Origin of the sequence: Rhizobium sp. BK491, assembly GCF_014194925.1 — a bacterium.
Lineage (GTDB): Bacteria > Pseudomonadota > Alphaproteobacteria > Rhizobiales > Rhizobiaceae > Rhizobium.
The window spans coordinates 1,168,605-1,195,522 of sequence record NZ_JACIAR010000001.1 but is presented as its reverse complement, the minus strand read 5'-3'; the positions used below and the strand labels follow the sequence as shown (position 1 = coordinate 1,195,522).

29 protein-coding genes are annotated in these 26,918 nt (G+C 59.3%); 16 read left to right on the top strand and 13 right to left on the bottom strand.

Annotated features, from left to right (window positions below; all coding sequences use genetic code 11):
• Positions 1 to 726: an AAA family ATPase gene (locus FHX05_RS05960; protein WP_246698844.1), complete on the bottom strand. Its 726-nt coding sequence runs from the start codon at positions 724 to 726 to the stop codon at positions 1 to 3.
• Positions 727 to 766: 40 nt separating this feature from the next.
• Here FHX05_RS05960 and ung point away from each other — a divergent pair, with 40 nt between their 5' ends.
• The 3 genes from ung (at position 767) to FHX05_RS05945 (ending at position 3,195) form a co-directional block, all read left to right on the top strand.
• Positions 767 to 1,468, top strand: a complete 702-nt coding sequence (gene ung, locus FHX05_RS05955; RefSeq protein ID WP_112415417.1) for a uracil-DNA glycosylase — start codon at positions 767 to 769, stop codon at positions 1,466 to 1,468.
• Positions 1,469 to 1,635: 167 nt separating this feature from the next.
• Positions 1,636 to 2,568: a VOC family protein gene (locus FHX05_RS05950; RefSeq protein WP_183870942.1), complete on the top strand. Its 933-nt coding sequence runs from the start codon at positions 1,636 to 1,638 to the stop codon at positions 2,566 to 2,568.
• A 15-nt stretch (positions 2,569 to 2,583) separates the two neighbouring features.
• The gene (locus FHX05_RS05945; RefSeq protein WP_183870940.1) at positions 2,584 to 3,195 is read left to right on the top strand and encodes an alpha/beta hydrolase; all 612 of its coding nucleotides are present in this window, start codon (positions 2,584 to 2,586) and stop codon (positions 3,193 to 3,195) included.
• Between the two features lie 51 nt (positions 3,196 to 3,246).
• Here the strand turns inward: FHX05_RS05945 and FHX05_RS05940 are convergent, their stop codons facing one another.
• Positions 3,247 to 3,672, bottom strand: coding sequence for a hypothetical protein (locus tag FHX05_RS05940; protein WP_183870939.1), 426 nt, complete (start codon positions 3,670 to 3,672; stop codon positions 3,247 to 3,249).
• Positions 3,673 to 3,919: 247 nt separating this feature from the next.
• Here FHX05_RS05940 and FHX05_RS05935 point away from each other — a divergent pair, with 247 nt between their 5' ends.
• The 5 genes from FHX05_RS05935 (at position 3,920) to rutF (ending at position 7,348) form a co-directional block, all read left to right on the top strand.
• Positions 3,920 to 4,816, top strand: a complete 897-nt coding sequence (locus FHX05_RS05935) for a DMT family transporter (RefSeq protein ID WP_112411484.1) — start codon at positions 3,920 to 3,922, stop codon at positions 4,814 to 4,816.
• Between the two features lie 61 nt (positions 4,817 to 4,877).
• Positions 4,878 to 5,267, top strand: a complete 390-nt coding sequence (locus FHX05_RS05930; protein WP_183870938.1) for a RidA family protein — start codon at positions 4,878 to 4,880, stop codon at positions 5,265 to 5,267.
• Entirely contained in the window at positions 5,267 to 5,773 is a 507-nt protein-coding gene (locus tag FHX05_RS05925; protein WP_112604429.1) for a VOC family protein, read from the top strand. Before FHX05_RS05930 ends, FHX05_RS05925 begins: the two co-directional genes overlap by 1 nt.
• Before the next feature lie 126 nt (positions 5,774 to 5,899).
• The gene (locus FHX05_RS05920; protein WP_183870937.1) at positions 5,900 to 6,628 is read left to right on the top strand and encodes a methyltransferase domain-containing protein; all 729 of its coding nucleotides are present in this window, start codon (positions 5,900 to 5,902) and stop codon (positions 6,626 to 6,628) included.
• Between the two features lie 180 nt (positions 6,629 to 6,808).
• Positions 6,809 to 7,348 carry an NADH-dependent FMN reductase RutF gene (rutF, locus tag FHX05_RS05915; protein ID WP_183870936.1) on the top strand — a complete coding sequence of 180 codons (540 nt, stop codon included), beginning with the start codon at positions 6,809 to 6,811 and terminating at the stop codon, positions 7,346 to 7,348.
• An 18-nt stretch (positions 7,349 to 7,366) separates the two neighbouring features.
• Here rutF and FHX05_RS05910 read toward each other — a convergent pair whose 3' ends face one another.
• From FHX05_RS05910 to FHX05_RS05900, 3 genes are all read right to left on the bottom strand, one after another.
• Entirely contained in the window at positions 7,367 to 8,140 is a 774-nt protein-coding gene (locus FHX05_RS05910) for an alpha/beta hydrolase (RefSeq protein ID WP_183871195.1), read from the bottom strand.
• 5 nt (positions 8,141 to 8,145) lie between these two features.
• Positions 8,146 to 9,150, bottom strand: a complete 1,005-nt coding sequence (locus FHX05_RS05905; RefSeq protein WP_183870935.1) for an NAD-dependent epimerase — start codon at positions 9,148 to 9,150, stop codon at positions 8,146 to 8,148.
• A gap of 71 nt (positions 9,151 to 9,221) precedes the next feature.
• The gene (locus FHX05_RS05900; RefSeq protein ID WP_183709241.1) at positions 9,222 to 10,544 is read right to left on the bottom strand and encodes a UDP-glucose/GDP-mannose dehydrogenase family protein; all 1,323 of its coding nucleotides are present in this window, start codon (positions 10,542 to 10,544) and stop codon (positions 9,222 to 9,224) included.
• Positions 10,545 to 10,865: 321 nt separating this feature from the next.
• On the opposite strand from FHX05_RS05900, the gene FHX05_RS05895 reads away from it, so the two are divergent.
• The 3 genes from FHX05_RS05895 (at position 10,866) to FHX05_RS05885 (ending at position 15,730) form a co-directional block, all read left to right on the top strand.
• Positions 10,866 to 11,723 carry a GNAT family N-acetyltransferase gene (locus tag FHX05_RS05895; protein WP_183870934.1) on the top strand — a complete coding sequence of 286 codons (858 nt, stop codon included), beginning with the start codon at positions 10,866 to 10,868 and terminating at the stop codon, positions 11,721 to 11,723.
• Between the two features lie 271 nt (positions 11,724 to 11,994).
• On the top strand, positions 11,995 to 13,290 hold the full coding sequence (locus FHX05_RS05890; protein WP_112604440.1) for an adenylosuccinate synthase: 1,296 nt from the start codon (positions 11,995 to 11,997) through the stop codon (positions 13,288 to 13,290).
• A gap of 61 nt (positions 13,291 to 13,351) precedes the next feature.
• Positions 13,352 to 15,730, top strand: a complete 2,379-nt coding sequence (locus FHX05_RS05885; RefSeq protein ID WP_183870933.1) for a hypothetical protein — start codon at positions 13,352 to 13,354, stop codon at positions 15,728 to 15,730.
• Positions 15,731 to 15,814: 84 nt separating this feature from the next.
• Here the strand turns inward: FHX05_RS05885 and rpoH are convergent, their stop codons facing one another.
• A complete protein-coding gene (gene rpoH, locus FHX05_RS05880) occupies positions 15,815 to 16,723 on the bottom strand; it encodes an RNA polymerase sigma factor RpoH (protein WP_015340865.1) in 909 nt (302 codons plus the stop codon).
• Positions 16,724 to 17,089: 366 nt separating this feature from the next.
• Positions 17,090 to 18,115 carry an RluA family pseudouridine synthase gene (locus tag FHX05_RS05875; RefSeq protein WP_183870932.1) on the bottom strand — a complete coding sequence of 342 codons (1,026 nt, stop codon included), beginning with the start codon at positions 18,113 to 18,115 and terminating at the stop codon, positions 17,090 to 17,092.
• A 49-nt stretch (positions 18,116 to 18,164) separates the two neighbouring features.
• On the opposite strand from FHX05_RS05875, the gene FHX05_RS05870 reads away from it, so the two are divergent.
• The gene (locus FHX05_RS05870; RefSeq protein ID WP_183709247.1) at positions 18,165 to 18,542 is read left to right on the top strand and encodes a hypothetical protein; all 378 of its coding nucleotides are present in this window, start codon (positions 18,165 to 18,167) and stop codon (positions 18,540 to 18,542) included.
• 10 nt (positions 18,543 to 18,552) lie between these two features.
• On the top strand, positions 18,553 to 19,383 hold the full coding sequence (locus FHX05_RS05865) for an RNA methyltransferase (RefSeq protein ID WP_183871194.1): 831 nt from the start codon (positions 18,553 to 18,555) through the stop codon (positions 19,381 to 19,383).
• A 19-nt stretch (positions 19,384 to 19,402) separates the two neighbouring features.
• Here FHX05_RS05865 and FHX05_RS05860 read toward each other — a convergent pair whose 3' ends face one another.
• Both FHX05_RS05860 and FHX05_RS05855 read right to left on the bottom strand, forming a co-directional pair.
• Positions 19,403 to 20,614: a hypothetical protein gene (locus FHX05_RS05860; RefSeq protein ID WP_112334932.1), complete on the bottom strand. Its 1,212-nt coding sequence runs from the start codon at positions 20,612 to 20,614 to the stop codon at positions 19,403 to 19,405.
• A gap of 186 nt (positions 20,615 to 20,800) precedes the next feature.
• Positions 20,801 to 21,412, bottom strand: a complete 612-nt coding sequence (locus tag FHX05_RS05855) for an EipA family protein (RefSeq protein WP_112334931.1) — start codon at positions 21,410 to 21,412, stop codon at positions 20,801 to 20,803.
• Positions 21,413 to 21,714: 302 nt separating this feature from the next.
• On the opposite strand from FHX05_RS05855, the gene FHX05_RS05850 reads away from it, so the two are divergent.
• Both FHX05_RS05850 and FHX05_RS05845 read left to right on the top strand, forming a co-directional pair.
• Complete coding sequence (locus FHX05_RS05850; protein ID WP_183709253.1) at positions 21,715 to 22,371, top strand: histidine phosphotransferase family protein; 657 nt, start codon at positions 21,715 to 21,717, stop codon at positions 22,369 to 22,371.
• A 201-nt stretch (positions 22,372 to 22,572) separates the two neighbouring features.
• Positions 22,573 to 22,935 carry a response regulator gene (locus tag FHX05_RS05845; protein ID WP_112334930.1) on the top strand — a complete coding sequence of 121 codons (363 nt, stop codon included), beginning with the start codon at positions 22,573 to 22,575 and terminating at the stop codon, positions 22,933 to 22,935.
• A gap of 135 nt (positions 22,936 to 23,070) precedes the next feature.
• Here the strand turns inward: FHX05_RS05845 and ctrA are convergent, their stop codons facing one another.
• Positions 23,071 to 23,772: a cell cycle two-component system response regulator CtrA gene (gene ctrA, locus FHX05_RS05840; RefSeq protein ID WP_069611718.1), complete on the bottom strand. Its 702-nt coding sequence runs from the start codon at positions 23,770 to 23,772 to the stop codon at positions 23,071 to 23,073.
• A gap of 441 nt (positions 23,773 to 24,213) precedes the next feature.
• Between ctrA and FHX05_RS05835 the strand changes: the two genes are divergently transcribed.
• On the top strand, positions 24,214 to 24,570 hold the full coding sequence (locus FHX05_RS05835; RefSeq protein ID WP_075851407.1) for a flagellar export protein FliJ: 357 nt from the start codon (positions 24,214 to 24,216) through the stop codon (positions 24,568 to 24,570).
• A 188-nt stretch (positions 24,571 to 24,758) separates the two neighbouring features.
• Here the strand turns inward: FHX05_RS05835 and FHX05_RS05830 are convergent, their stop codons facing one another.
• The 3 genes from FHX05_RS05830 to cysQ all read right to left on the bottom strand — a co-directional run bounded on the left by FHX05_RS05830 (position 24,759) and on the right by cysQ (position 26,651).
• Positions 24,759 to 25,040, bottom strand: a complete 282-nt coding sequence (locus FHX05_RS05830; RefSeq protein ID WP_112334929.1) for a GNAT family N-acetyltransferase — start codon at positions 25,038 to 25,040, stop codon at positions 24,759 to 24,761.
• A 239-nt stretch (positions 25,041 to 25,279) separates the two neighbouring features.
• Positions 25,280 to 25,555: a DUF1153 domain-containing protein gene (locus FHX05_RS05825; RefSeq protein ID WP_004107124.1), complete on the bottom strand. Its 276-nt coding sequence runs from the start codon at positions 25,553 to 25,555 to the stop codon at positions 25,280 to 25,282.
• A gap of 301 nt (positions 25,556 to 25,856) precedes the next feature.
• Complete coding sequence (gene cysQ, locus FHX05_RS05820) at positions 25,857 to 26,651, bottom strand: 3'(2'),5'-bisphosphate nucleotidase CysQ (RefSeq protein WP_183870931.1); 795 nt, start codon at positions 26,649 to 26,651, stop codon at positions 25,857 to 25,859.
• Positions 26,652 to 26,918: the final 267 nt, after the last annotated feature.

Below are 26,918 nucleotides of genomic sequence, written 5' to 3'. Positions count from 1 at the left end.
CTATCGGCTCCTCGGCAGGTCCCACGCCTGATAAAGGTTGTTGAGGGCCTTCGCTGTGCGGCACTCCACCATCGGCAACTCGGAGTCCTGAAGAATTTTCGCGTATTTGACGCCGCTTTTGCGGGTCTTCACGAGGATCCAGTGAATCATCTCCCATTTGATGCTGTCCTTGGCGCCTTCGAGATGGCCCGCTCGATCTGAGCGGTTGATCAGGGTCCGCTTGAGATAGCGGGAAAAGCGCAGCCAATGATTGGAGGTGATGAGGATGGCGCCGGTAGCGCGAGCCAAACGTTGCGGCATCAGGCGCGTATAATTGCCTTCCATGATCCACTGGTCGCGAAGAATGGCCGCATCGTGAAGCGCGGCGAATTCTGCTTCTGGTCGCTGTTGCCAATCGGTATGGGGCAGATGATGAAGCTGATCGAGATGGATTGTTGGAAAGCCAAGTTTTTTGGAAAGTGCAACCGCCAGGGTTGACTTACCGGCATTGGAAGGGCCGAGCACGACAATGCGCTCGCCAAGGGAATGCAAGGGAAGCATGGGGCACCGGTCGAAAAATTGGGATGGTTTCCAATGGCCGAAGCGAACCACCTTGTCAACGCTTGCGTGTCGTATTTTCATCATTGCGCCATTTACGTGAAGATTGAAACCAAGCCACACCCCTTCAAAAACTGTGATCTCCCCGCCGCCGCCGCCGCCATTTTCTTGACACGCCGGCGCTTTCATCCTCAATCGACAGGCTGACAACTGACGGAGGCCGGAAACGATGGCTGAGGCGAATATCAAGCTGGAGGAGAGCTGGAAAGAGGCGCTGTCTCCGGAGTTCGAAAGCCCCTACATGCAGCAGCTCAAGGCTTTTCTCGTCGAGGAAAAGCAGCGCGGCAAGGTGATATTTCCCCGTGGCAGCGAGTATTTCCGGGCTCTGGATCTGACGCCGCTTGATGAAGTGCAGGTGGTCATCCTTGGACAGGATCCCTATCACGGCTTCGGCCAGGCGCATGGGCTCTGCTTCAGCGTACGCCCCGGCGTGCGCATTCCGCCATCTCTGGTCAATATCTACAAGGAACTGGAAACCGATCTCGGCATTCCGCCGGCGCGCCACGGCTTTCTGGAAAGCTGGGCGAAGCAGGGCGTGTTGCTGCTTAACAGCGTGCTGACGGTGGAGGAATCCCAGGCCGCGTCGCATCAGGGCAAGGGTTGGGAGCGCTTTACCGATGCGGTGATCCGCAGGGTCAACGACGAATGCGATGGCGTCGTCTTCATGCTCTGGGGCTCCTACGCGCAGAAGAAGGCCGCCTTCGTCGATACCGAGCGCCATCTGGTGCTCAAGGCAGCGCATCCTTCGCCGCTGTCAGCCCATAACGGCTTCCTCGGCTGCCGGCATTTTTCCAAGGCCAATGCCTATCTGGCCGAGCATGGAAGGGAGCCGATTGACTGGGCGCTGCCGAGCAATCCGGAGGCTCAGTGAGGCGCGGTCTTCTGGATTGCGCTTTACATCAGTGAACGATTGGAATTTATCGTTCACTCTTTGAAGACAATCCGTTTGGCACTTGAGGGCTATCGAAAGGCGGCCGACAAGACCATCTTCTGCCCATGAGAAACGCCTGCCGGTGCAGGCGAAACAAGGGGTTTAAGATGCTCAACCAGATCAAAGGTCTTCACCACGTCACCTCGATGGCCGAAGACGCCCGGACCAACAATAAGTTCTTCACCGATACGCTCGGCCTGCGCCGCGTCAAGAAGACGGTGAATTTCGACGCTCCCGATGTCTATCACCTCTACTATGGTGACGAGGTCGGCACGCCCGGCACGATCATGACCTACTTCCCGTTCCCGAAGATGGCGCGCGGCCGCCCGGGGAGCGGCGAAGTCGGCAATACGGTCTATTCCGTTCCGGAAGGCGCCATCGGCTACTGGACCGAGCGGCTCGGCCAGCATGGTGTCGAGGGCTTGAAGGCCGACGAATCCTTTGGCCAGAAGCGCCTGCATTTTGCCGGTCCGGATGGCGACGGTTTCGCGCTCGTCGAGGTCAAGGATGACAAGCGTCAGCCCTGGACGCATAACGGGGTCGATGCCGAGCATGCCATCAGGGGCTTCCATTCCGTTGCTATGCGGCTCAGGGACGAAGGCGCTACTGCCGAGCTTTTGAAGTACATGGGCTACGAGGTGGTCGATACGCATGATGGCATCAAGCGGCTTGCCATTCCCGGCGGCAACGGTGCCGATTATGTCGACCTTGAGGCGATGCCAAACATCAATCGCGCGCTTCCGGGTGCGGGCTCCGTCCACCATGTCGCCTTTGCCGTCGAGAATCGTGCAAAGCAGCTCGAAGTGCGCAAGGCGCTGATGGATACCGGCTATCAGGTCACCCCGGTCATCGACCGCGATTACTTCTGGGCGATCTACTTCCGCACGCCTGGCGGCGTGTTGTTCGAAGTCGCCACCAACGAGCCCGGCTTCGACCGCGACGAGGATACGGCCCATCTCGGCGAGGCGCTGAAACTGCCGGAACAGCATGCGCATCTGCGTGGCCTGATCGAGCAGCATCTCGAACCGCTGGAAGGCTAATCCAGGAGAAAGATCATGATGGATACCACTTATGTGCACCGGCTGAGGGCCGGTGCATCCGGAAAGCCTGTTTTCTTTACCTTCCATGGCACCGGCGGCGACGAGAACCAGTTCTTCGATTTCGCCACCCGCCTGTTGCCGGACGCCACCATCATCTCGCCGCGCGGCGATGTCTCGGAATATGGCGCAGCGCGTTTCTTCCGTCGGACGGGTGAGGGTGTCTATGACATGGCCGATCTTGCCAGGGCGACGGAAAAGATGGCGAAGTATGTCTCGGAACTGGCGGCCGAATATGGCGCATCGCAGGTGCTGGGCCTCGGCTTTTCCAACGGCGCCAACATCCTTGCCAACGTGCTTATCGAGCATGGCGATCTGTTCGATGCGGCCGTGTTGATGCATCCGCTGATCCCCTTCCAGCCGAAGGGCAATGCCAGGTTGGCTGGCAAGCGCGTGCTGATCACCGCGGGTGAACGCGATCCGATCGCGCCGGCGCCGGTCACCAAGGCGCTCGCCGATTATTTTGCGCGACAGGATGCGGAGGTTACGCTCGAATGGCATCCGGGCGGTCATGATATTCGCCCCAACGAGATCGAGGCTATCGGCAAATTCCTTGTGGCCTACGCGTAAGCTCCAAAAATGACCAGGCCACGCGGCAGACAGCTCCTGCCGCGTGGCCTGCTATTTGCCGATGAGGCGCACCATCGCCTTCGCTTGCGAGGCGGCTGCGAGTTTTCCGTTCTCGTCGAGATAGCCTGTTCCGCAGAAGCGGTTGAGATTGGCGAAATCCATACTGTCAGGCAGCGCATGCCTTGTTTCAGCAATGACCATGCGCCAAGCGCAGCCAAGCATTTTGTCAGGCTGGATTGCCTGATCGCAGCCTGTGCTCAGGCATAAAGCGACGTGTTTCTGCGCCCGATACCCGCCCGCGATGGCTTCCTCGTAATCATCCTTCCAGCTATCCCTTGTATGTTCGCAGCGAGCCGGATTGCTGCTCTGACTGCATTGCACCGTCTGGTCGACATAGGTTTGCGCCGGCGGCCAGAGCGGTCCGTCGACCAGGCTGACGCAGCCGCACGCAAACAAGGTGGCTGACAGCAGGCGCAATTGATTCTCCTTCGACAAAGCCGCCGAAACCGTAGAGCGATCGCAAATATGTGCAAGATCAATGTGATCTTGCCAACAGCAACGGGGAGAAGGCGCTCCCTCGACCACCCGCGGCAACGTGTGGCGTGACCTTCCTGCAACCCTTTCCATCTTCCGGCATCCGCGAGCTCCAGCGGCGCAAGCTTTGCTTGTGGGTATCATGCCCGCCCGCTAATGCTCTGCCACTATAGGGCGGGGGGATTCCATCGTGACGCTGGCGGAACAGCAACAATACAGGCTCGGTGTGATTTATGTGGCCCTTTCGGCGCTCGCCTGGTCGACATCGGGCCTTTTCGTTCGGGCGATCCATGCCGATCTCATGACCATTCTGTTCTGCCGCGGCATCGTCTCCGGCCTCGGCGTTTTCGCGCTGTTCTTCTATATCGAGCGCCGCAACGCCTTTCGCATCCTGCGCTCCATGGGTGGTCCTTCGCTGGCGGCGACGATCTTTTCCACCGCGTCGATGATCAGCGGCATCGGCTCGATCTATTATACGTCGGTCGCCGATGCCATGGTCATCTATGCGACTGTGCCCTTTGTCACCGCGGGGGTCGCTTTTCTCTTCATCCGCGAACGTCCCAACATGAGGACGCTGATTGCCAGTGGCGTTGCCTTCATCGGCGTGCTCGTCATGCTTTCCGGCCATGCAAGTGATGGCGGCAGCTGGCTCGGCAAGGGGCTTGCCGCCGTCATGACGCTGACCGTCGCCTGTCTTGCCGTCGTCATGCGCCAGCATCGCAATGTGCCGATGCTGCCTGCCATGGCGCTTTCCGCCTGGTTGTGTTCCTCCATCACCTTCTGGTTCGCCTCGCCGCTTTCGATCTCCGGACAGGATCTCGGACTGATCATCGCCTTCGGCATTATCCAGAACGCCATGGGCCTCAGCCTCTATACCTTCGGCTCGCGGCTGGTTCCGGCGTCGGATGCCGCCCTGCTGACAGCGCTCGAAGTGCCGCTGACGCCCCTCTGGGTCTGGATGATTTTTGCCGAGCGCCCTTCGACGGCGACGCTCATCGGCGGGCCGATCGTGCTTGCAGCGCTTTTCGGACATATCCTGTTGGAAGTGCGGCGGAATCGAGCGGTGACATCGGCTCAGGCCCACTGACCGACTTGCCCCTTTCATCATAAAATGCTGGTATCGGCACGGTCATCAGGAGTCGGAATCGATGAAAAAGGTCTTCAATCCCGCATCTGTCCGCCGCCCTTTCGGCAATTACAATCACGGCCTGCTGGTGCCGTCCGGCGCCAGCATGCTGGTCACCTCCGGCCAGCTCGGCATCGGTATCGACGATCGCATTCCGGCTGACGTTACCGGCCAGGCCGAACTATGTTTCAAGGCGATCGGGGCTATCCTTGAGGAGGCTGGCATGGGTTTTGCCGACGTCATCCGCATCGGCGGTTTCGTGACTACGCGCGAGGATTTTCCCGCCTACATGGCCGTGCGCGATCGCTATGTCCAAAATCCCGCACCGGTCTCCACGTTGCTGATCGTCGGCGGGTTTACACGGTCCGAGTTTCTGGTCGAGGTCGAGGTTACGGCGGCGAAGGTGATGTGATGACGGCCGGTCATCCTGAGCGTCCGGCCGATCCGTCGATACCGCGCATTCAGGGGCTTTACGAGACGCATCTGACGGTTGCCGATCTCCAGCGCTCGATCGCCTTCTATCGCGATGTCCTGAAGCTCGAAGTCGGGACGGTCATCGAGAGCAGAAATGTTGCTTTCCTCTGGATCGACGATAAACGGATGGGCATGCTCGGCCTTTGGGAAACGGGCAGCTCCCCTCTCAAGATGCGTCTCCATATCGCGTTCAGAACGTCTCTCGCCGATGTAATCGGCTCCGCCGCCGCATTGAAGGCTCATGGTGTTCAGCCGAAGGGTTTCAATGGCGAGCCGCTCGATGAGCCGGTCGTTGTCGGTTGGATGCCGGCCGTCTCGCAATATTTTTCGGACCCCGACGGGCATTCGATCGAATTCATCCACGTGCTTGAAGAGGCGGCCGATCCGGATTTCGGCGTAAAGCCCTATTCACAGTGGCTATCGCGGCCAAAGCCGGCGGCTTGACCGGTACAGGCGGGACCTCCCTTTAACTGGCTTTTCGTCGGCTTGCTTATGGTCTAAGCGAAGAGGATACGAGCTATACCTGCGATACTGCCAGTTCCAGGGCGCGCAGAAGCGTGGAAGACCAACATGACGCAGAATATCTACGACAATCCGGGCTTTTTCGAAGGCTATAGTCGCCTACAGCGATCCATCGACGGGCTGGCGGGTGCGGCTGAATGGCCGGCCATCCGTGCCTTGATGCCGGACATGAAGGGTCTCGATGTCGTGGATCTCGGCTGCGGTTTCGGCTGGTTCTGCCGTTGGGCGGCCGAGCAGGGGGCGGCCAGTGTATTGGGGTTCGATGTCTCGGAAAAAATGCTGGAACGTGCGCGGGCGGAAACGGAGGATGCGCGGGTTCGCTACGATCGCGTTGATCTGGAGCAACTTCAGCTTCCGAAAGCGAGCTTCGATCTCGTCTACAGTTCACTCGCCTTCCATTATATCGAAGGCTTTGCCGGACTGCTGACGACGATCCGTCAGGCGCTGAAGCCGGGCGGTCGGCTGATCTTTTCAATCGAGCATCCGATCTATATGGCGCCCCGACGGCCGGAATGGCTCGATGACGCCGACGGCGGCAAAATCTGGCCGCTCAGTGCCTATCAAATCGAGGGGCCACGCGTGACGAACTGGCTCGCCGAGGGCGTCGTCAAGCAGCATCGCACCATGGGTACGACGCTCAACCTGTTGATCGTGTCCGGCTTCATCATTGCCCATGTCGAAGAATGGTCGCCGAGCGATGAGGATCTTGCAGCCCATCCGGAATGGGCAATCGAGCGCGAGCGGCCGATGTTTCTCCTGATTTCCACTCGGACCTGAGGCATCCCCAGCATGCCGTCGCAGCGTAGAAGCCCGAGGCGGTCTGTTTTTCTTTTTGTTGATAGATTTTATAGAAAATTAATTGCTCGCGAAGGGCTACTTCCGCAAAATGTCGTTTCTTGAGGCGCATGCTCCCCATCGATAATGTGAGGTTGTCTGCGAGAGTTAAGGAAGAGTGCGATGAACATGAAAACTTCCGTGGCAATCGAGAAGGCGGTGCCTGTCGCCGATCCCGACATTGCGCGTACCGAGTTTCGCAATGCCATGGCGCGGATGGCGGCGGCAGTGAACATCGTCACGACCAATGGCCCCGCGGGCATCGCCGGCTTTGCGGCGACCGCCGTCTGCAGCGTTACCGATAACCCGCCGACCCTGCTCGTTTGCCTCAATCGTGGCGCGTCCGTTCATCCCGCCGTCACGCAAAACGGTGTGCTCTGCGTCAATGTGCTGTCGGAAGCGCATCAGGACCTGTCGCGGCTTTTCGGCGGCAAGACCCCGGTTGCCGAACGCTTCGCCGGTGCCTCCTGGTCGGAACTATCGACAGGCGCGCCGGTGCTTGAGGATGCTCTTGTCTCCTTCGATTGCCGCATCGTCCGCCAGGCCGACGGCGGAACGCATGATATCCTGCTCTGTGAAGTCGATGCTATCCGTCAACGTGATGAGGGGCAGGGGCTTATCTACTTCGACCGGAGCTATCATTCTGCGGGTCGAGCCGAGTAAGCCGGTTTTCTTGTCGTTTCACGCCAGAAAGTTTTCGATCGCCTGTAGGACCTGGGCGGGGTGTTCGCGATGCGGCGAATGTCCGGTATTCGGCAGGATATAAGCCGATCCGCGTCCGGCCGCGATCCGGTGGGGATGAGCCTCGGAGCCATACTCGTCACGCTCGCCGTGAATGGCAAGCACCGGGCAACGGAGTTTTTCGAGGGCCGGATCGAGCGACCAGCCGGCACGTTCGGGAGTAAGCCACGTATCGATCCAGGCATGCAGCACCCACTTGGTCTTGCTGCCGTGATATCTCTCAAGCCGGGCGAAGGTCTCAGCCGATCTGAAATCCTGCTGTGCGATCCTGATGCCTTGCAGGGTTCTCTCTTCCACGAAAGCCTGCGCTGCGATGGTGATAACGGCCTGGCAGCGGTCGCTAAAACGTGCTCCTGCTTCCACCGCCATGCCGCCGCCGACGCTATGCCCGCAGGCAACGAACTCTTGAACGGAAAACTGCTCGCATAGCAACGGAACGGCCTGCTCGGCCTCCAGGGCCACGAAATTCTGCTGCAGAACGTCGATGCGAGCATCGGAGCGACCGAAGCCTAAGCGATCATAGGCGATCACCTGACGGTTGAGGGAAAGAGCGAGCTGTTGTGGAAAATCCCTCCAGAGCGCGATGCATCCGAGGGAATCATGAAACAGGATGATCGGCGGCAGGAAGGTCTCGGCATGCGGTGTCCATGATTTGGCATAGAGGCGCCCGCCGGGGCTCTCGATCCAGTGTTCCATTTCGACGATGCCTGCCATTTCGCTCAATAGTTGTCCTGATACCACTCGACGAAGCGCTTCACGCCTTCATCGACTTCGATCTGCGGCCTGAAGCCAGTCAGCGCCACCAGCAGATCCGGGACGGCATAGGTATTGTGTACGTCGCCAGGCTGCATGGGCAGCATCTTGCGGATCGCCTTCTTGCCGAGCATCGTCTCGATGGTTTCGACGAAGCTCATCAGCCCGACGGGCTGGCCGCCGCCGATATTGACCACCCGGAAAGGGGCATTCTTCGAGAGAGTGTCGATGATCGTCTCCGACACGATCCGGTTTTCCTCCGACGGCACGACGCCGATGAGGCGCACGATGCCTTCGACGAGATCATCGATATAGGTGAAATCGCGGCTCATCTTGCCTTCGCCGTAGATCTCGATCGGCCTGTCGTTCTTGATGGCATCGACGAATTTGAACAGCGCCATGTCCGGACGGCCCCAGGGGCCATAGACCGTGAAGAAACGGAAAGCGGTCGTTGGTATGTTGAAGAGATGGGCGTAGCTGTGCGCCATCAGCTCCATGCTCTTCTTGGTCGCTGCATAGATCGTCATCTGCTCGTCGGCCTTGTCGCTTTCGGCAAAGGGGATCTTTTCGTTGGCGCCATAGACCGACGAGGTGGAGGCAAGCAGCAGGTGCTTCGGCTGCAGGTTTCTCGCCAATTCCAGGATGTTGAACGAACCGACAAGATTGGAATCGACGTAGGAACGCGGATTTTCGAGGCTATAGCGGACGCCGGCCTGTGCGGCGAGATGGACGATCACATCAGGTTCGGCGAGTTCGGCGGCGCGATCCAGCGCTGCCTTGTCTTCCAGCATGCCAGTGACGGCCTTGAAGCCGTTGGAGCGGGCGAGAATGGCTGTACGCTTTTCTTTGAGCTTGACGTCATAGTAGGGCGTCATGCCGTCGAAACCGACGACAAAATGTCCCTCGTCAAGCAGGCGCCTGGCAAGGTGGAATCCGATAAAGCCGGCGGTGCCGGTGATGAGATAACGCATTGATCGGCCTTTGCTTAAAGCATTTCGAGGAAAGGTGCGTAGGGGTTTTCCGTTCGGAATGCGCAGACACTCTAAAGTGTGTCGTCGCTCGAGGGTCTGCCGACGCTTGTATAGGCAAAGCCGTGCTTTGCGACCTCGTCACGGCGATAGATGTTTCTGAGGTCGACGAGGACCGGAGCCTTCATGATGGATTTGAGCCGGGCAAAATCCAGCGCGCGGAACTGGTTCCATTCCGTCACGATGACGAGCGCATCGGCGCCGCGTGCGGCGCTATAGGCATCCTCAGCATAGGCGATGTTGTCGATCACCTGGCGGGCATTCTCCATGCCTTCGGGATCGTAGCCGGTCACCGTGGCGCCGGCATCCTGCAGCGTCTGGATGATCGAGATGGCCGGGCTGTCACGCATGTCGTCGGTATTCGGCTTGAACGTCAGACCGAGGACCGCTATCGCCTTGCCCCTGATGTCGCCGCCCATGGCCGCGATCACCTTGCGGCCCATGGCGCGCTTGCGGTTGTCGTTGATCGACACGGTCGTTTCGATCAGGCGCACGGGGCTGTCGTAATCCTGCGCCGTCTTGGCGAGCGCCAGCGTATCTTTCGGGAAGCAGGAGCCGCCGTAGCCCGGGCCTGCATGCAGGAATTTCGAGCCGATGCGGCCGTCTAGGCCGATGCCGCGCGAGACTTCCTGCACATTGGCGCCGACCTTCTCGCAGAGATCGGCCATCTCGTTGATGAAGGTGATCTTCATGGCAAGGAAGGCGTTGGCGGCGTATTTGATCAGCTCCGACGTGCGGCGAGAGGTAAAGAGCAGCGGCGCCTGGTTGAGGTATAGCGGCCGGTAGACTTCGGTCATGACGCCGCGGGCGCGTTCGTCGTTGAGGCCGATGACGATGCGGTCGGGACGCTTGAAATCCTCGATGGCCGCACCTTCGCGCAGGAATTCCGGATTGGAGACAACGGCGACATCGGCGCTGGGATTGGTTTCGCGCACGATGCGCTCGACTTCGTCGCCGGTGCCGACCGGTACGGTCGACTTGGTGACGATGACGGTGAAGTCCTTCACATGCTCGGCAATTTCGCGAGCAGCGGCATAGACGTAGGAGAGGTCGGCATGGCCGTCGCCGCGCCGGGAAGGGGTGCCGACCGCAATGAAGACGACATCGCTTGCGGCAACGCTCGTCTCTACATCAGTAGTGAAGGAGAGGCGGCCGGCTCGCACATTGTCGGCAACGAGCTGTTCGAGGCCCGGCTCGAAGATCGGTATTTCGCCGCGTTGCAGCGCGTCGATCTTGTTGGCGTCCTTGTCGACGCAAATGACATCGTGTCCAAAATCGGCAAAGCAGACACCCGATACAAGCCCCACATAACCTGAGCCGATCATCGTGATGCGCATGAAACTTCAATCCTTTTGCTGGCGCCGGGCGTCGCGTTGAAATGCAACGGCGGCATGGGCGATCATCTGCGTATATACACAGGATCGCGAGCGGCGCCTATATGCGATGCCGGCTTTAAGAGGATTGCAACAGAAGTATCACGGAAGCTTCGTCGACCTCAGGCATGCGCGATCATCTTGTTTTTCAAGTGAAACGAAGCCTTTGCACTTTAAATCTATGATAGCCTATTGCTTGTGATTGGCAGCATGTTGCCACATGATGAATTGGGTGCGGTCGTGCGGCAGGGCGGCGGCGATATATGGGCGGTTCGGGACTTTTGCATGAAATCGACTTTTGCCGTGCGGACAATGCGGGCTGGCGAGCTGGAGCTTGCTCTGGAATGGGCTCGGCAAGAAGGCTGGAATCCCGGCATTGACGATGCACAGGCCTTCTGGGAGGCGGACCCGGCCGGCTTTCTGATCGGCGCCATCGGCGAGGTTCCCGTCGGTTGCATATCCGTCGTCCGCTATGGCGAGGCTTTCGCTTTCCTCGGTCTTTATATGCTTCATCCCGAGTTTCGCGGGCGGGGATATGGCAAGCAGCTCTGGAACAAGGGCATGACGCTTGCCGGCAATCGCGTCGTCGGGCTGGATGGGGTCGTCGCACAACAGGAAAATTACCGGCGGCACGGTTTCGAGATGGCTTATCGGACGCTGCGCTATGGCGGTATCCCCAAAGTACCTGAGGTGGATGAAGCGCAGGCAAGGCAGGTGATGCCTGTCGCGGACGGCAAGCTCGAGGCGCTGGTGCACTATGATGCTGAAATTTTCCCCGGCTTGCGTCACTCCTTCATCCGGGCCTGGTGCGGCGCTCCCCAAAGGCGGGCATCATTCATCGTCGGTGGTGGTAGCAGGGTTCGCGGTTACGGCACGATCCGCCGCTGTTTCGAGGGTTACAAGATCGGTCCGCTGTTTGCCAACAAGCCGGAGGTCGCGCTTGCATTGATGAGCAAACTGCTTACCAAGACCAATGGGCAGTCGGTCTCTCTTGATGTGCCGGTCGATAATGTGCAGGCGATCAGGCTTGCGGAAGATTGCGGTCTGTCTCCGGTATTTGAGACGGCGCGCATGTATCGCGGCAAAGCACCGGAAATCCCGCTCGATCGCGTCTTCGGCGTCACCACGCTTGAGCTTGGTTAGCTGCTCTTGATCCAGCGCCGTGCGAGGCCTTAACGATGGCGTTGCCCTAGCGGTCAAGCCGAGTTTTGATGAGCAGGGATCGCCTTCGGAGAGGGCCGTTGAAAGGCCATCGGAACTGCGACAGGGGAAAAATCCTGTTGGAGGCGCTGATTCGTCATGCAAAAAGCCGAATCTCCTGAGACAACAGGGTCGCTTTCCCAAAAACAAAGCTTTATAGATGCGCGGGTTTGAGCAAGGCGCGCCGCCGCGCGCAGGAAGCGGGATTGGATAAATGACGAATGTTGTAGTGATCGGCTCGCAATGGGGTGACGAAGGCAAGGGCAAGATTGTCGACTGGCTTTCGGAACGCGCCGATGTGATTGTACGCTTTCAGGGCGGTCATAATGCCGGTCATACGCTTGTTGTCGATGGTGTCAGCTACAAGCTTGCGTTGCTGCCCTCCGGGCTCGTGCGCGGCAAGCTCAGCGTCATCGGCAACGGCGTGGTCGTCGATCCCCATCATTTCGTCGCGGAGGTCGAAAAGCTGCGCGCCCAGGGCGTTGCCGTTACCCCCGACGTGCTGCGTATCGCCGAGAACGCGCCGCTGATCCTGTCGCTACACCGCGATCTCGATGCCATGCGCGAAGACGCTGCTTCCAATAGCGGTACGAAGATCGGCACGACGCGCCGCGGCATTGGCCCGGCCTATGAGGACAAGGTCGGCCGCCGCGCCATTCGCGTCATCGACCTTGCCGAACCGGAAACGCTGCCTGCCAAGATCGACCGGCTGCTGACGCATCACAATGCGCTGCGCCGCGGCATGGGCGTCGACGAAATCTCCTTTGACGCCCTGCACGAGGAACTGAGCTCCGTAACGGAGCATATTCTTCCCTATATCGATCAGGTCTGGCGCTTGCTCGACGAGCAGCGCAAGGCTGGTGCCCGCATCCTTTTCGAAGGAGCGCAGGGCGCTCTCCTGGACAATGATCACGGCACCTATCCGTTCGTGACCTCGTCCAACACGGTCGCCGGTCAGGCCGCTGCCGGCTCGGGCCTCGGCCCGACGGCGCTCGGCTATGTGCTTGGTATCACCAAAGCCTATACGACCCGCGTCGGCGAGGGGCCTTTCCCTTGCGAATTGCATGACGAGATCGGCAACCATCTGTCGACCGTCGGCCGCGAAGTGGGCGTCAATACCGGCCGTCCGCGCCGCTGCGGTTGGTTCGATGCCGTACTGGTGCGCCAGACCGTCAAGACTTCCGGTATTACCGGCATTGCGCTTACCAAACTCGACGTGCTCGACGGTCTGGACGAGCTGAAGATCTGCGTCGGTTACAAGCTGGACGGCAAGGAAATCGATTATCTGCCGGCAAGCCAGGCAGCGCAGGCCCGCGTCGAGCCGGTCTACATCACGCTCGAGGGCTGGAAGGAATCGACTGTCGGCGCCCGCAAGTGGGCCGATCTGCCGGCGCAGGCGATCAAATATGTGCGTCAGGTGGAAGAGCTGATCGGCGCGCCTGTGGCGCTGCTTTCGACCAGTCCGGAGCGCGAGGACACCATACTTGTGACCGACCCCTTTGAGGGCTAGAGTTGCGCATCTATGACGAATCCCGGCCCGGCTGCACACCGGGCATCATGAGAAAGTACTGATGGCGGATTTTGTAGCAGTTATTCGACGGGCCGTTGACGGCCTGACGGACAATACTCCCGAAATGCGGGTCAAGGTTTACGATCGAGCTCGTGGTGCCGTGCAACGGCAGCTCGAGAGCATGAAGCCGCGCCCGCCCGAGGAAATGCTGCGTCGCCAGCTCGACAAGCTTGAGGCAGCCATCGTCGAGGTCGAGGCCGAACATGCCGAGGCTTTGCCGGGTAGCGAGGAGCCGCCGGTTGCGGAAGCGCCCGCGCCGCATGAAGAGGTCGCTTCCGAGCCCGCTCACGACCATCATGAGCCTGGGGAAGCCCATGCCGAGCCGCATGAGGAAGAGCCTGCGCCGGCACCGGCCGAGGTTCATGCCCATGAGGAGCCGGACGCTGTTGCTCCGATCGAGGAAGAGCCGGCTTATGAGGCGCCGGCCGCGCACGTCGAAGAGCGGCATGCGCAGGAACACGAGTCCATCGAGGAATGGAGCGAGCCGCAGCCGTCAGGCGAGCCTTTTGCTCCGGCTGCCGAGCATGTCGGCGCTGAACATCATGCCGAGGCTCGCGAGGAGCCGGCCCCTGAGCCGGTTTACCATGAGGAGCCGCAGAGACATTGGGAAGAGCCGCAACAGCATGCGGAGCTGCACCATGTGGAAGAAGCGCCGGCAGTCGCTGCAGCAACCGCGCAGCATGTGCCGCCAAGGCAGGTTGACGATGTCATAAGCCAGGTCGAGCAGATCTGGGCGGAAGTGGATGCGCCTGCCTCCCACACCGCGCCCGAACCGGAGACGGCCCGTCATACCGACCCGGTCATGCCGGCCGCAGCTTTTACGGAAGCGCCCTTTGGCCAACCGGTCGAAGGGCCGGTCAATTCCAAGGCACCCGCCGTCAACACGGGCTTTACCTGGGACGCGGATGTTTTCGAGGAAATGCAGCCGGCATCGGCGGTTTCCAAGCCCGCGCAGCAGCCAGCTCGGCAAATGCCCGAAAATGCCTTCGATGATGTTGATCTCTTTGCGGATGTGCATCCGTCCAGGAAAGCGGCGTCCGAAGCCGATGCAAACAATGACGGCTGGCGCGAACTCAAGGAGCTTGCCGGCTTCGACAAACGCGCTGAAGACGACCGTGGCGATGGCTCCGCCGTTCCGCCCGATCTCGATCAGGCGATGGCGGCGAAGCTGCAGGGCCGCAGCTTCCGCATGGAACCGAAGCGTCGCCGGATCAATGTTACCGGTATCATCGTCACGCTCGTCGGTCTTGCCGTCGTTGGAGGCGGTGGCTACGCAGCTTGGCTGAACCGCGACGCACTCAACAATATGGCGACGAAGCTCGTCAGTTCCGCACCGAAGAACGCGACGGTACCCTCGACGTCGGATACGGCCAGCAGTAATACGCCGAACAACGGCAATGCTGCAGCCCCCGCCCAGCCGACGACCGCGCCCCAGCAGACCAATACGGCCGCTCAGCAGCCGGGTGCCGCAGCATTGGCCAGCGATCCGAATACGGTCAATACGAAGTTCACGCAGCGTCTCCTGGCGAATGGTACCGAAGAGGATAAAGGTCCCGCTCCAACCGGGCAGCCCGGCCTCGTTGAAGGCAAGTCCGTCGCTGAACAGAATGTTGCCTCTGCGGCACCTGCCGCCACGGCAACGCCGCCGGCCGCCAACAATGCCGGCGCGGCTGCTCCACAGACCCAGGCGCCCGCAATCGCCACGTCGAATACGCCATCTGCCTCTACGGATCAGCAGGCACCTGCCGCCAACCAGCAGCAACAGGCGGCCGCCAACCAGCCGCCGCCCGTGACTCAGCAGACGGCTCCGGCAACCGACGGACAGAAGGTTTTCCTCTATGAGGAGCGCCTCGGCCAGACGTCGCCCACGGCCTTCCAGGGCACGGTCAGCTGGTCGCTGCAGGAAGGCAAGGGGGCCGATGGCCGACCGGAGCCTTCGGTGCAGGGTCTCATTACCGTTCCGGATCGCGGCTTGACCGCGACGATCACAGTTTCGCGGAACTCGGATTCCTCGCTGCCGGCGAGCCATCTGATCGAGCTTGCCTTCCAGGTGCCGCCGAATTTCGAAGGCGGCGCGATCGACAACGTTCAGCGCGTTGCACTGAAGGCGACCGAGCAGGATCGCGGCGATGCGTTGATCGCGGTTCCGGCCAAGGTTACCGACGATGTCTATATGGTGGCGCTCAACGATTTCCCGGATGCGCGCAAGACCAATCTCGATCTGTTGAAGAGCCGCAACTGGATCGATATTCCAGTGGTCTATCGTAACGGTCGCCGCGCGCTGTTGACCATGGAAAAAGGCCCGACCGGAACGGATGCCTTCAACAAGGCGATTTCGGAGTGGCAGGCGCTTGGCGGCGTCGCCTCGAGCGGCCAGTAAGCCAGCGGACATCTATGGATATGGAAAAGGCGGGCTTTTGGCCCGCCTTTCTTTTATCGGTCAAAATCTTCTGTGAAGGAAACGTTACGCTGTTGCTTCGACAACGCGCAGGGCCTTGGCACGTTCTAGCGCATCCTTCTGGACGGCTTCCTGCACCTTTTCGAAGGCGCGAACCTCGATCTGGCGCACGCGTTCGCGGCTAATGTCGAACTCGGACGACAGGTCCTCCAGCGTTACCGGTTCCTCGGCGAGGCGGCGTGCCTCGAAGATCCGGCGTTCACGGTCGTTCAGCACGCCCATGGCGCGCGCCAGCATGCGGCGGCGGGTATCGAGCTCGTCCTGTTCGATCAGCACGTCTTCCTGGCTGTCGTGATCATCGACGAGCCAATCCTGCCACTGGCCGGAATCACCTTCTGAAGCCTTGATCGGTGCGTTCAGCGAAGCGTCGCCGGACAGGCGGCGGTTCATCGAAACGACCTCTTCCTCCGAGACGTTCAGCTTCGTGGCGATCTCGGTGACATGCTCCGGCTTCAAATCGCCGTCATCGATGGCCTGGATGCGGCCCTTCAGGCGGCGCAGGTTGAAGAACAGGCGCTTCTGGTTGGCCGTCGTGCCCATCTTCACCAGCGACCACGAGCGCAGGATATACTCCTGGATGGAGGCCTTGATCCACCACATGGCATAGGTTGCTAAACGGAAACCGCGTTCCGGGTCGAACTTCTTGACGGCCTGCATCAGGCCGACATTGCCTTCAGACACGACTTCGCCAATCGGCAGGCCATAGCCGCGATAGCCCATAGCAATCTTCGCCACGAGGCGCAGATGGCTGGTGACGAGCTTATGTGCAGCCTGACGGTCGGCATGTTCCGCGTAGCGCTTGGCGAGCATATACTCTTCCTGCGGCTCCAGCATCGGGAACTTGCGGATCTCGTCGAGATAACGATTGAGGCCGGCTTCTCCGGCAGCGATGGACGGTAAGGTATTACGGGCCATGATCTTGCACCCTCCTATTCGAGATTTGGTTCCTTCTGGGGGCGTATTTTGAGCGCCTTCTGCGAAGCGGACCAAGGCGTACGGGTCCTGGGACCCCGCACTTAACCAATGTAAAGATAAGTACGGCAAAACGGTGATTCAAGGATGTGGTCACGCAAGTGTTATCTCGGCGTGACCGCAGGTCTCGCCGAAACATCGCCCTTGGGATTATCCTCCCGAACAATCCAGCGCCATGCGGCATGACCATGTCGACCTCCCAAACGCAGTCGCGTTTTCGGTCAGCACAGGCGCTCGGACATCGGTCCTTCATACGCGATATTATAGGGCGGAAGGGGGCGGGCGTCCAGTCATTGTGATGTTCGGCGCCTATCCTCTGAGCGCCGCCGCCAGTTCTTCCAGATCCTCAGGCAAAGGTGCCTCGAAATGCATGACTTCGCCGGTACGGGGATGCTCGAATTGCAGCATGTAGGCATGGAGCGCCTGGCGCGTGAAGCGATGGACGGCCTGTTTTGCGGCTTCCGGCAGGAGATTGGCCTTGGTCTTGAAGCCACCGCCGTAAACGGCATCGCCGAGCAGCGGGTGGCCGATATGCGCCATATGCACGCGGATCTGGTGCGTTCGGCCGGTTTCCAGATGGCATTCGATCAGTGAGGCAAGCGCGGTCGCGTCCGGTGTCTCGTGAAAGCGCTCCAGCACCTCGTAATGCGTGATCGCCTCGTCGGCATCCTGCGAATCCGGGCGCTTGACGGCGCGGCGCGTGCGGTCGCTGCTTGACCGGCCGAGAGGTGCATCGATGGTGCCGACGAGCTGGCGAGGGCGTCCCCAGACGATTGCCTGATAGGCACGCTCGAGCGAAGTCGTGCGGCCGTGATCGGCAAATTGTAAAGAGAGATGTCGGTGAGCCACGTCATTCTTGGCGACGACCATGACACCGGTTGTATCCTTGTCCAGCCTATGAACGATGCCCGGGCGGCGGACGCCGCCGATGCCGGAAAGGCTGTTGCCGCAATGATGGATCAGCGCGTTGACCAATGTTCCGGTCCAATTGCCTGCACCGGGATGAACAACCAACCCTGCCGGCTTGGAGATGACGATGACATCGTCATCCTCGTAGAGCACGTCGAGCGGGATATCTTCGCCTTGCGGCGTCGGATCTTCCGGCTCGGGCAGCGTGATCTCGTAGACGTCGCCGGGGCGCACCTTGCGTTTGGCATCTGTCACCGCAGCGCCCTTGAGCGTAACGGCGCCCTCCTTGATGAGTCCTTGCACGCGGCTGCGGGAAAATTCCTCGCCGATCTCGGCCGTCAGCCAGGAATCGAGCCGTCCTTCAGCATTTTCATCGGCGGTTAGGACTTTTCTATTGTCCACGGCTTCTTTAAAGGGGTCGCTCAAACATATTCTCCGGCGCGCAAAGCGCTCTACTGGAAGTAAGGACGCATCGATGACGAATCTCGAGCCAGACGATCAAGAGGAAAAGCCCCTCGATCCGGCCCTGGAGAAAGTCCGACGCAAGATGATCCGCCTGCAGATCGTCTCTGCGGCCGTCATGGTGGTGAGCCTTATGGCTGTCTTCGGCGCCGTTGTCTACAAGACGATGAAACCGGCGGCCAAGCCTGCGGGCCAGGCGGCGACGGGCATCCCGTCCGATGCCCCGCTTGCTGTGACGGCTCTATTGCCGGCGGGCTTTACGGTGCAGTCCACGGCGCTGTCGGGCAATCAGGTGCTGTTCTACGGCACGCTTGCCAGCGGCCAGCGCCAGGCCATCGTCTTCGATTACGGTATCGGCCGCACCGTGGCGACCATATCGCTATCCAACTGACGGCTTCATGATGGCGAGTGAGCGGCTGATCGAGATTAGGCATCCCGACGATCCGCGTATCGCCGAATTCCGCAATATCCGCGAACGCGATCTGACGGGTCGAGAGAACCGCTTCATAGCGGAAGGGACTGTCGTGCTGCGGCTTCTTGCAGGCGCGCATGCGGCGGCCGGAGATTTCCTCGCTGAGAAAGTGCTGTTGCTCAAAAACCGCTTAGCTGGCTTGAGCGATATCATCGACACCTTCCCAGCGGATGTCCCGATCTATGTCGCCGAAGCTGAGGTGCTCGACGGTATTGTCGGCTTCCATCTCCATCGCGGTGTTCTGGCGCTGGGGCGTAGAACAGTGGAAGATGGGACGAGCGGTTTATTCGATCGCCTTCCAAAGCAATCGCTCGTGCTCGTCGGCTGCGGCATTTCCAATCATGACAATATGGGCTCGATGTTCCGCAATGCCGCAGCCTTCGGCGCCGCTGCCGTGCTGCTGGACGAAAGCTGTTGCGATCCGCTCTATCGCAAGGCTTTGCGGGTTTCGGTCGGCTCGATCCTGACCGTGCCCTATCGGCGGCAATCAGGCAGCGTTCAGCTGCTTGCGGGGCTTGCCGAGCGCGGATTTGCGATCTGGAGCCTGTCGCCGCGAGGTGCGGTCGATATTCGCAATGTCCCGGCTTCGGAGCGCATGGCGCTCGTGGTCGGCACGGAAGGGGATGGCTTGCCCGAAAGCATTCTCTCCGCTTTCGGCAGCGTGCGGATTCCGCAGGCGCCGGGATTGGATAGCCTCAATGTCGCAACGGCGAGTGGTATCGCCCTTTTCGAGATGGCCGCGAAGAACGGGCGCATCTAAGCAGATTGCTCCTTAGAGCTCAGGGGTGCTTCGGCAGTATGGCGGCGACGCGGTCGGCGAGGCTGATGCGGGCGCCGGGTTCGGCGGGCTCCCGATCCTTGGGCAGCAGATTGAAGATCGGCGAGCCATCTCCTTCCTTGAGTGCCGTCAGGGCGACCATGTTGGCGGCGATCTTGGCGATTTCCTCGCGCATGGCATCGTCATGGGCCGGCGTGCGGGCTTTCAGCAGGCGGTCCGACAAGGCGGCGGCTCGGTTGCGAACCTCTTCTGTCATCAGAGCGATTTCATCTTCCACTGTTCGTTCCGGTTCCATTGCCTGCGGCGGCTCGGTTATGGCAGGCTGTTCATCTGCTTTGCTCTCGACTATCGATGCGGCAGCGAGTTTCGGTGTTTTTGCCGTCTTCCTCGGCGGCGTGAGGCCGGCGGAACGCAGCGCCTTGCCGGCTTCCTTCGATTCCTTGATGGCTGCTTCCAGCCGCTCCCTTAGGCGGACGACGTCCTGCGCGTGGCGCTCGATCGCGGTTTCCTTGTCGGCATTGCCGGCGATCTCGCGGTTGAGCCGTTCTTCGAGACGCTTGTTCTTGTCACTTTCCTGACGCAGCGATTGTTCGGCATCCGTTGCGCGCAGGTTTGCCGCATTCAGATCCTGACGCAACGTATCGCGCTCGTCGCGCAATGTGTTGATGCGCAGCTTCAGGCTCTCGATTTCGGTTTCGCGGGCTGCCAGATCGATCCTGAGATTATCGGCATCGGCACCCATTTTCGTCATCCGTTTGCGCAAGCTGTCGATATCCGCTTCTTTCTCCGCGTTGGCCTGTTCGGCGGCGTGGATGCTCGATTTCAGCTGACTGATATAGCTCTCTTCATGGCGCAGGCGCGAGCGCAGTTCGCCTGCCTCCACCTCCAGATCGTCGATGCGGGTCTGTAGTTCCGAGCTTGCGGCGGAAAGACGGCTTGCTTCCTGCTGAAGCTTGCCGTTCTGAATCTGCAGCGCAACGGTCTTATCGCGTTCCTGCGTCAGAGCATGTTCTGTCCGCGCGTTTTCGGCCGCGAAAAGCGCGCGTGCCATGTCCTTTTGCGCACGCACTTCCTGCGGGCTCAAGGGCATGGTCGCCTTCAGACGTTTCTCGGTGAACCAGACGATGCGACGATGGATTGCCGGCGCTATGAGAAAGACCAGTAAAGCGGCCGTCAGAAAGCCCAATCCGAACAAGAGAGCAAATTGAATCACGACGCAGCCAGTATCCTGGAGTTATGTTCGATCTTGATAAAATGATTAATCATGGGTTAGCCATGCGGGCAAGCATTTAACGCGGATATGGTTTATCGGCGCGGGGACGAATTTACGGAAAGAAAAGGCCCGCAACTGAAGCGGGCCAAGGCGTGCGCTGCTTGGGAGATCGTATCAGAGATCGGTTCAGAAAGGATTCCAGGTCGGGTTCGGCGTGACCTTCAGATAACCCATGTTGATGCCGAGGCGTGCGCCAAGGCCGGTGCGGATCGGAACGAGCACGATATTGTTGTTCTTGAGGACCGTCATGCCAAAGCCGGCAACCACGAAGGCCTGGCCGCTGACGCCGCCGAAGCGCGTATAAACGCTGTTGATGCTCGGCAGATCGTAGACCAGCATCATGACGCGGGTGCCCTGGCCGCCATAGTCGAAGCCGAGCGAAGGTCCCTGCCAGTAGAGCGGATGCTCGCCGGCATTTTTCGTGTTCAACTGGCCTTCGCCATAGGTGAGGCCAGCCAGGAACGCGCCTGAGCCTTCCTGGCCAAGGATGTAGCCGTTTGGCAGGCCATATTGCTGGAAGGCCCGCTCGACCACCTTTGCAAGGCCGCCGCTGGTGGAGCCGAAGAAGGAGTGGCCGGCATCGACGATTTCCTGGGCCGAATACTGATTGGTGGGCGCGGCCGCAGCCTGACGGACCGGCAACGCGAAACTCACGAATGCGACAATAGCCAGAATCAGGCCGAGGCCGAGCGTTCTGGTGCCGGGGCTTGGCATTCTCTTCAGGATTTCATAGCGCATGGAAGTCTTCCGTTCATCATGGTCGGTAGTCGGGGCAAGGTAAGCACGACGCATTCGAAAAAATTGCGCCAAGCACTGCGCACCCCTTATCTCAGACTTTCCACCCCTCCATCGCCGGACGATTCGCGTGCGAAAAAGTCTGATGGTGATGAATGCATTTTGCGTCGATGGTCTTAACAATCGGTTTACCAAATATGGTGTCATTATGGCGCGCGGTACACTGGCTGCGAAACCCTCGAGCAACCTTACCGTGGCAAGGTGGACCTATTCGCTTTGCCCTGTCAGCATTCAGGAGACAATGAATGTCGAAAAATCCCAATCTCGCTCTGACCGGACCGGATCTGGCCGCGCTGCTTTGCAGCCGCGTCTGCCATGATGTGATCTCGCCGGTCGGGGCGATCAACAATGGCCTGGAGCTGCTCGACGAGGGTGGTGCCGACGCCGATGCGATGGATCTGATCCGGACCAGTGCGCTCAACGCATCCGTCCGCCTCAAATTCGCCCGCCTTGCCTTCGGTGCATCCGGTTCGGTCGGCGCCTCGATCGACACCGGCGAAGCGGAACGGGCCGCCAAGGATTTCGCCGCGGCCGAGAAGAAGACTGAGGTCACCTGGATCGGCCCGCGTGCAATCATCGCCAAGAACCGCGTGAAGCTGCTGCTCAATCTCTTCCTGGTTGCCTATGGCGCCATTCCGCGCGGCGGCAATATCGAGGTGACACTCGAAAATCCCGAGTTCGATGCCAAGTTCACGATCGCCGTTAAGGGCCGGCTGATGCGCGTGCCGCCGAAATTCGCCGAGATTTGCTCCGGCACGCTGGAGGAGGCGGTCGACGCACATTCGATCCAGCCCTACTACACGGTGCTTCTTGCCGAGGAGAGCGGCATGGAACTTTCCTACAATGCGACGCCGGAGGAACTGACCTTCGTTGCGACCATGGCTGCTCAACCCGCGCAATAAGCGCGTCGATCCATCGACGTTTTCGCCCGCAGTCGGTCATCGGCTGCGGGTTTATTATTTCGTGTATCGAAAATTCTGTGCAATCTTGAGGTTGTTCGTGCAATTGATAATGTAACGGTAACGAATCCTTAGCTTGCTGCTCCTATCGTTTCAATTTGAAGCCGACATCGATGATGGCGGCTGGTGCCAGGGAGCTCACACATGCAACGGTTCATGATAACGGACACGTCGGATGTCGTACGCAAGGTCGGCAAACGAATTTTGTCCGAGCTGGATTTTCTCGTGAGCGAAGCCGGAGACGCGCGCGAAGCGCTGATGCGCTGCCAGGCCGAAATGCCTGACTATCTGATCGTCGATGCCGGCATGGAAGGGGCGCTTGAGCTCATCGCCAGCATCCGCGCCATGCCTGATGGCAAGGATGTGAAGATCTATTACTGCGTAATCGAGGCCGATCTTCGCAAGCTGATGGCCGGGAAGCGCGCGGGTGCGACGGATTTTCTGCTGAAGCCCTTCGATCGCAAGATTCTCACGGCCATCTTCGGCAATCGCGCCGCTGCCGCCTAATTTCAACGAGACACATCGAAACAAGGATAGTCGCCCTTCGAGGCGGCTATTATTTTGCGCTCCATTGAAGCCAATAAAAATCCCGCCTGAAGAGGCGGGATTTCTGTGTGTCGGCAGTAAAGGCGGGGAGGCGGCTTACGCGCTTTCGGCGAAATCGCTACTGTCGGGCTCGCGCAGCACATAGCCGCGGCCCCAAACGGTTTCGATGTAGTTGGCGCCGCCGGCGGCGTTTGCGAGCTTCTTGCGGAGCTTGCAGATGAAGACGTCGATGATCTTCAGTTCCGGCTCGTCCATACCGCCATAAAGGTGGTTGAGGAACATTTCCTTGGTGAGCGTCGTGCCCTTGCGCAGCGAGAGCAGCTCCAGCATCTGGTATTCCTTGCCGGTCAGATGCACGCGCTGGCCGCCGACTTCGACGGTCTTGGCGTCGAGGTTGACGATGAGTTCGCCAGTCATGATCACCGACTGGGCATGGCCCTTGGAGCGGCGGACGATGGCGTGAATACGGGCGACCAGTTCATCCTTGTGGAATGGCTTGGTCATGTAGTCGTCGGCGCCGAAGCCGAGGCCGCGAACCTTGTCCTCGATGCCGGCCATGCCGGAGAGGATGAGGATCGGCGTCTTGACCTTCGAGAGGCGCAGCGTGCGCAGCACTTCGTAGCCAGACATATCGGGAAGATTGAGATCAAGAAGAATGATGTCGTAGTCGTAGAGCTTTCCGAGATCCACGCCTTCCTCACCGAGATCGGTGGTATAGACGTTGAAACTTTCGGATTTGAGCATCAGCTCGATGCTCTGCGCTGTCGCGCTATCGTCTTCAATGAGTAGAACCCGCATAATTGTCCCCTTTACCGCCGCCGAAAGGTCGTCAGCCCCTTAACGCGATACCGATCAAATCACTGCTTGATTTGGAAGCTGCCATGTAATGGTTAACAAATTCTGATTCACTCTGGCAAGTCGTATCGAATTTATTAAATAATTTTTCCATTGCACTGTTTTCCAACGACAATCAGTAAAATCGACTCCTAAAGTATCGCATTAACAACTAACGCCAAGTGATTCATCTGACTCACCAATGCCGACATGTCGAATTCCGACCACACCATTTACCGAGCCTTAAATCATTACGCCTATCATTAACGATGCCCGTAAACGAAAGGTTACCAGCGGTAGGCTTTTATTAAGATCGCTGGAAATTTTTTTAACCAAGCCGTCTCAAAGCGGTTCGGCGGACGGGAATATCGAGAGCCGGGGTCTCGCATCACGGGAGTAATGCGTATGAAGTCACGTGAGAGCCTTGTTCGCCTGAAAGAGTTTCAGGTGAACGAAAAACGCCGTCAGCTGCAGCAGCTGCAGATGATGATGGCGGAATTTGACCGTATGACGAAGGAGCTGGAAAGCCAGATCGTCGTCGAGGAGAAGAAGTCCGGCATTTCCGATCCGAGCCATTTTGCCTACCCGACCTTTGCCAAGGCTGCCCGCCAGCGTGCGGACAATCTGCAGGTATCGATCCGGGAACTGCAGGTTCAGGAAGAGGCGCTGGAAAATTCGCTCGAGGAAATGCAGGCCGAATATGCCAAGGCCGCAGCGCTCGAAGAGCGTGATGGTTCGGGTCCGGCGCGGGCACGCGCCTGAGATAGCAATTCCGTCGCTCCTTCGGATCAGGCATCAAGGTGTTGGGGTGCAGGGTCCATCTTCGGAATGTGAAAGGTATAGCGGCGGTACTGAAAGCTGCGCATGACTGGCCGTGACGGGGCCGGCCATGCGCAGCTTTTGCATTTTGAGGAGTAATACGGCCGATTGGACGGATTATTGCCCGTGGCTCAGAGATTGACGACGTCGCGCCAATCTTCATGGCGTTGTGCCTGAGCCTTGAAGAAGGGGCAGAGCGGGATGATCTTCCAGCCGCCGCTCCGCGCTTCCTCAACGGCGTGAAGCGCGAGCGCCTGGCCGACGCCCTTGCCACGCAGAGCATCCGGTACGCCGGTATGGTCGATAATGATCAGCTTCGCAGATGTGCGGGAAAACGTCATCTCCGCCTCATGGCCTTCGACGGTTGCGACATAACGGCCGCCGGATGCGTTGTTTTCGTTGCGGATATCCATGATTTTCTCCCTTGTTGCGTCTTATGCAATAAGGATTGCATGTGCTCCGACATCTGCCAACCTTCGAGATTGTTAACGGATCGTCTTCGTTTAAGTCGATGTCGGAAATACGGATCCGGTGAGCCCTTAGCGCTAGGCGGCTGGACGCTAGGGGCGGCACTTCAACAAATAATTCGGGCCTCTTTCTCAGAAAAGAGGCCCGAATACAAAGTAAAATAAAGGTGGTGCTGTCGCTGCTGTCAGTGGCGATACTGCTGTATGCGGGTCGTCCGGAGGCCAGCGAGGCCATGGGTATTGATGGACGACTGCCAGGAGAGGAACTCTTCGACGGTCAACGTATAACGTTCGCAGGCTTCTTCCAAGCTCAGCAGACCACCACGCACAGCGGCGACAACCTCTGCCTTACGACGAATGACCCAGCGGCGCGTATTCGGCGGCGGAAGGTCTGCTATCGTCAGCGGGCTGCCATCGGGGCCGATGACATACTTCACTCGGGGACGTATCATTTCGGTCATTGGACTCTCTACACACACTCAAGACCACGTGTGGCACTCTAGCTTGCCACATTTAAAAATTGCCTAAGCACATGGTAAGACTTTGCTAATAATTTTAATCAATGTGGCGAAGTGCTGATTTGCGTATGTTTCGCCTGAGAAAAACGGGCAAAAGTCCCTGTTATTTCAGGGGAAATTGTATTTATTCTATGATTTTTTGTCAGTGAAAACTTACGCTTTTAGGCCGAAATCTCGGCAGGCGCTCTACTGTTCTCCGGCTCGGAAGCAGGCCCCAGAACTGTTTTTACTTGCAAAAATAAACTTACGCCGAGACGCTGTGCTTCTGTCCGCCCCAGCAGATGAAGTGCGGATTGGCGAAATCGGCATCCTCGCTCTGGTCAGTCTTACCGTAGGTCAAAAGGCGGCCTTCGATCGTGACCGTCTTGCCGCCCGCCGCCCGCAGCACGGCATCGCCGGCTGCCGTATCCCATTCCATGGTCCGGCCGAAGCGCGGATAGACATCGGCCTTGCCCTCGGCGAGGAGGCAGAATTTCAGCGACGAACCGATCGATGTGCAGCCGGAAACCGCATTGTCCGTGAGGAAGCCTTCGGTCTTGGCGTTGCTGTTGCAGCGGCTGGCGAGCGCGGTCAGCTTGGCCGGAGGTTCGCGCACGGCGATGGTCAGGCGGTCGGCAATGGAAAATTGCTCGTCGACGATCAGTTTGCGGGCACGGCCGGGCTCGCCGGTAAAAGCGACACCGAGCGCCGGCGCGTAGACGATGCCGATGATGGGGATGCCATCCTCGACATAGGCGATGTTGACGGTGAACTCGTCACGATGTTCGATGAATTCCCTGGTGCCGTCGAGCGGGTCTACCAGAAAGAAGGCGCGGCCGCGTACGTCCGGAATCTTGCCGGCGGCAACCTGCTCCTCGGCAATGGCGGGGATATGGGGAAAATCGTGTTCGAGGTGCCTGAGGATGATGTTTTCGGCGCGTTCGTCGGCCAGAGTGACGGGGCTCATGTCCTGCTTCAAGGCAACAGCATAGCCGGCACGATAGACCTCCAGAATGGCCTTTCCTGCTTCGAGCGCTGCCTTTTCAAATGTTGCAAGCATGTTGCTTCTTCGTCTTCCGCGCGCGATCCGCGCCTGGATTCTCCGGACATTATATATAGGAAGTTGCGATTGCGAAGTTTAGATTTCCGATGCGCCGGCTCGTTTGCTTTAGCGCTTGCGCGAGGGCTTAGCAACAGCGCTCCATGTGGCGGGTTTCACATGCAGGCTTTTTCGCGGGTTGGCAGTGCATTTCTCTCAGAGCAGACACCGTCCATCACTGCGCATTCGGAAAAGAACATGTTCTGTTTGCGAAGCTTTTTCGTACTT

Coding starts and splice junctions, on each gene's coding strand:
- FHX05_RS05960 (WP_246698844.1), bottom strand. CDS start 726: ATGAAAGCGCCGGCGTGTCAAGAAAATGGCGGCGGCGGCGGCGGGGAG.
- ung (WP_112415417.1), top strand. CDS start 767: ATGGCTGAGGCGAATATCAAGCTGGAGGAGAGCTGGAAAGAGGCGCTG.
- FHX05_RS05950 (WP_183870942.1), top strand. CDS start 1,636: ATGCTCAACCAGATCAAAGGTCTTCACCACGTCACCTCGATGGCCGAA.
- FHX05_RS05945 (WP_183870940.1), top strand. CDS start 2,584: ATGATGGATACCACTTATGTGCACCGGCTGAGGGCCGGTGCATCCGGA.
- FHX05_RS05930 (WP_183870938.1), top strand. CDS start 4,878: ATGAAAAAGGTCTTCAATCCCGCATCTGTCCGCCGCCCTTTCGGCAAT.
- FHX05_RS05925 (WP_112604429.1), top strand. CDS start 5,267: ATGACGGCCGGTCATCCTGAGCGTCCGGCCGATCCGTCGATACCGCGC.
- FHX05_RS05920 (WP_183870937.1), top strand. CDS start 5,900: ATGACGCAGAATATCTACGACAATCCGGGCTTTTTCGAAGGCTATAGT.
- rutF (WP_183870936.1), top strand. CDS start 6,809: ATGAACATGAAAACTTCCGTGGCAATCGAGAAGGCGGTGCCTGTCGCC.
- FHX05_RS05910 (WP_183871195.1), bottom strand. CDS start 8,140: ATGGCAGGCATCGTCGAAATGGAACACTGGATCGAGAGCCCCGGCGGG.
- FHX05_RS05905 (WP_183870935.1), bottom strand. CDS start 9,150: ATGCGTTATCTCATCACCGGCACCGCCGGCTTTATCGGATTCCACCTT.
- FHX05_RS05900 (WP_183709241.1), bottom strand. CDS start 10,544: ATGCGCATCACGATGATCGGCTCAGGTTATGTGGGGCTTGTATCGGGT.
- FHX05_RS05895 (WP_183870934.1), top strand. CDS start 10,866: ATGAAATCGACTTTTGCCGTGCGGACAATGCGGGCTGGCGAGCTGGAG.
- FHX05_RS05890 (WP_112604440.1), top strand. CDS start 11,995: ATGACGAATGTTGTAGTGATCGGCTCGCAATGGGGTGACGAAGGCAAG.
- FHX05_RS05885 (WP_183870933.1), top strand. CDS start 13,352: ATGGCGGATTTTGTAGCAGTTATTCGACGGGCCGTTGACGGCCTGACG.
- rpoH (WP_015340865.1), bottom strand. CDS start 16,723: ATGGCCCGTAATACCTTACCGTCCATCGCTGCCGGAGAAGCCGGCCTC.
- FHX05_RS05870 (WP_183709247.1), top strand. CDS start 18,165: ATGACGAATCTCGAGCCAGACGATCAAGAGGAAAAGCCCCTCGATCCG.
- FHX05_RS05865 (WP_183871194.1), top strand. CDS start 18,553: ATGGCGAGTGAGCGGCTGATCGAGATTAGGCATCCCGACGATCCGCGT.
- FHX05_RS05855 (WP_112334931.1), bottom strand. CDS start 21,412: ATGCGCTATGAAATCCTGAAGAGAATGCCAAGCCCCGGCACCAGAACG.
- FHX05_RS05850 (WP_183709253.1), top strand. CDS start 21,715: ATGTCGAAAAATCCCAATCTCGCTCTGACCGGACCGGATCTGGCCGCG.
- FHX05_RS05845 (WP_112334930.1), top strand. CDS start 22,573: ATGCAACGGTTCATGATAACGGACACGTCGGATGTCGTACGCAAGGTC.
- ctrA (WP_069611718.1), bottom strand. CDS start 23,772: ATGCGGGTTCTACTCATTGAAGACGATAGCGCGACAGCGCAGAGCATC.
- FHX05_RS05835 (WP_075851407.1), top strand. CDS start 24,214: ATGAAGTCACGTGAGAGCCTTGTTCGCCTGAAAGAGTTTCAGGTGAAC.
- FHX05_RS05830 (WP_112334929.1), bottom strand. CDS start 25,040: ATGGATATCCGCAACGAAAACAACGCATCCGGCGGCCGTTATGTCGCA.
- FHX05_RS05825 (WP_004107124.1), bottom strand. CDS start 25,555: ATGACCGAAATGATACGTCCCCGAGTGAAGTATGTCATCGGCCCCGAT.
- cysQ (WP_183870931.1), bottom strand. CDS start 26,651: ATGCTTGCAACATTTGAAAAGGCAGCGCTCGAAGCAGGAAAGGCCATT.